This window comes from Actinotalea sp. C106 (assembly GCF_023630195.1).
Taxonomy (GTDB): Bacteria; Actinomycetota; Actinomycetes; order Actinomycetales; family Cellulomonadaceae; genus Actinotalea.
Genome location: NZ_JALPKN010000349.1, coordinates 1 through 2779, shown reverse-complemented (window position 1 = coordinate 2779; position 2779 = coordinate 1). Strand labels below are relative to the sequence as shown.

Genomic DNA, 2779 nt, shown 5'->3' with positions numbered 1-2779 from the left:
GCCGTCGTGGGGCACGGGGTGGACCTCGACGCGGGCCGGGCCCAGGAGTTCGCCGAGCGGCACGGCCTGGCGAGCTGGGGCACCGACCTGGCCGCCGCGCTGGTGGGTGGTGAGGACGGCCCGCCCGACCTCGCGCACATCTGCACCCCGCCCGGCTCGCACGTGCCCCTCGCGGTGCAGTGCCTCGAGGCCGGGGTGCCCGTGCTCCTCGAGAAGCCCCCCGCGCTGAGCCTGGCCGAGGTCGACGAGCTGCTCGCCGTGAGCGACCGCACCGGGGTCGACGTCGCGGTCGTCTTCCAGCACCGCTTCGGGGCGGGGGCCGAGCGCGCACGCCGCCTCCTGGCCGACGGCGTGCTGGGCCGGCCGTTGGTCGCGACCTGCAACACGTTGTGGTTTCGCGCGCCGGACTACTTCGCCGTCCCGTGGCGCGGGAAGTGGGAGATCGAGGGCGGCGGACCGACCATGGGGCACGGCATCCACCAGATCGATCTCTTCCTCGCCCTGCTCGGGCCCTGGGAGGAGGTCATTGCGATGGCCGGGCGCCAGGCCCGGGACACCGAGACGGAGGACGTCTCGACCGCTCTGGTCCGTTTCGCCGACGGGACGCTCGCGACGATCGTGAACTCGCTCGTCTCCCCTCGCGAGACCTCGTCGCTGCGCATCGACACCGAGCACGCGACCCTCGAGGTCGACCACCTGTACGGCTACACCGACGCCGACTGGACCTTCACCCCGGCCCCCGGCAGCGAGCAGGTGGCCGAGCACTGGGTGCCGGACCCGGACGCGCCGTCGAGCAGCCACACGGGGCAGGTGGGGGTACTTCTCGACGCCCTCGACGCCGGCACACCGCTGCCCGTCACCCTGCGCGAGGCCCGGGACACCCTCGAGCTCGTCGCCGCGATCTACGCCTCGGCCTTCACCGGGCGCACCGTGCGCCGCGGTGAGATCGGGCCCGGGCACCCGTTCCACTCCAGGATGGACGGGACGGGGGCGCCCTGGGCGCAGGGATCTGAGACCGACGGACAGCCGACCACCACCGAGGGGGACCACCGATGAGTGCGACCGACCACCAGGGCTCCGACGCGACCGCCCGTCACCTGACCGTCCGGCACGACCTCGACCGCTCGGTACAGGTCTCCTGCGACGGGCAGCCGCTGCTCACCTACGTCTACGAGCCCGACGACGTCCAGCTCGAGTCCCCGCGGCCCTACTTCCACCCCTTGCACACCCTGGGCGGGGACCTGGTCAGCCTGTTCCGCCCGCACGACCACGTGTGGCACAAGGGCATCGCGTGGTCCCTGCCGAACGTGGGGCCGCACAACTTCTGGGGCGGGCCCAACTACGTGCACGGGCAGGGGTACGTCCAGCTCGACAACGACGGCTCGATGGACCACGAGCGCTTCACCGCCCTCGAGGTCGACCAGGACGGCGTGCACGTCGCGCACGACCTCGTGTGGCACACCCAGCCCACCGAGGGGCGCGAGGTCGGCACCGCCGTCGTCGTCGAGCAGCGGGCCTTCGGCGTCACGGCCCCGACCGAGGACGTGTGGGTGCTGACCTTCTCCTCGACCCTGCGCAACGTGAGCGAGGAGGACCTCGACATCGGTTCGCCCACCACCAAGGGACGGGAGAACGCCGGGTACGGCGGGCTCTTCTGGCGCGGGCCCCGGTCCTTCACCGGCGGCACGATCCTTGCCCCGGGTCATGCGGGCGGCGAGGAGGTGCGCGGGACCACGGCCGAGTGGATGGGCTTCACCGGGCAGCACGACGAGACCGCCCGGCACTCGACCCTCGTCATGGTCGACGACACGGCCAACCCGCAGCACCCGCCGCAGTGGTTCATGCGCAACGAGTGGTTCGCGGGGGTCAACCCGGCGCCGTTCTTCAGCGAGGAGGTGCCCTTCCCGCCCCATGCCGAGCTGACCTTCCGCTACGCGGTGGTCATCGCCGACGGTGCGGCCGACCCCGAGCGGGGCGAGGAGCTCGCCGGGCTGGGGCGCGCGGCGCTCGCGGCCTGGTCCGCCGGTCGCGAGGGCTGAGCCGATGGGTGGCACCGGTGCACCGCTGCCCTTCCCGGGCCGCACCTCGGTCAGCCGGCTGCGGGTCTACGACTGGCCGGCCCCCGACGGCGCGGGGCTGGTCGGCAGCGGGACCCCGCACCTGCACACCGCCTCGAGCGAGGGGTACGTCGTGCTCGGCGGCACCGGGTCCGTGCAGACCCTGAGCGCCGAGGGGTTCACCGAGACGCCGCTCGAGGCCGGGGTCGTGGTGTGGTTCAGCCCCGGGGTCGTGCACCGGTTGGTCAACGACGGCGGGCTGGACCTCGTCGTCGTCATGTCCAACGCGGGGCTGCCCGAGGCCGGGGACGCGGTGCTGACCTTCCCGCCCGCGGTGCTCGCCGACCCGGAGCGCTACCGCGAGGCCGTCACCCTGCCGGTCCAGGACGAGGGCGCCGAGGACGACGACGTGGTCGCGGCAGCGGCCCGGGCGCGGCGGGACCTGGCCCTCGAGGGGTACGCGGCCCTGCGCGAGCGGGTCGAGCGCGAGGGCGGGGCGGGACTGGGTGAGCTGCACGGCGCTGCCGCCCGGCTCGTGAGCTCTCGGGTGCCGCAGTGGCAGCAGATCGTCCATGACGGCGTCGAGGCCTCGACCGCGTCGACCGTCGAGGCCCTCGCAGGGCTGGCGGGGGCCGATCCGACGCACCTGGCCGGGGCCGCCGTCAGCGCGACCGGCCCGCGGCCCGGACCGCGGCGCTACGGCATGTGCCGGCGGCTCCAGG

The 2779-nt window shown here is 74.1% G+C and carries 3 protein-coding genes; all 3 read left to right on the top strand.

Translation table 11 applies throughout. From position 1 onward, the window contains the following. Nucleotides 1-1056 (top strand): Gfo/Idh/MocA family protein (locus L0B03_RS16125; RefSeq protein ID WP_250447764.1); only part of this gene is annotated, 1056 nt, incomplete at its 5' end. Beyond that, a complete protein-coding gene (locus tag L0B03_RS16120) occupies nucleotides 1053-2039 on the top strand; it encodes a PmoA family protein (protein ID WP_250447762.1) in 987 nt (328 codons plus the stop codon). The genes L0B03_RS16125 and L0B03_RS16120, both read left to right, overlap by 4 nt. 4 nt (nucleotides 2040-2043) lie before the next feature. Next, on the top strand, nucleotides 2044-2779 hold a 736-nt coding region (locus L0B03_RS16115; RefSeq protein ID WP_250447760.1), incomplete at its 3' end, for a cupin domain-containing protein.

Coding starts and splice junctions, on each gene's coding strand:
- L0B03_RS16120 (WP_250447762.1), top strand. CDS start 1,053: ATGAGTGCGACCGACCACCAGGGCTCCGACGCGACCGCCCGTCACCTG.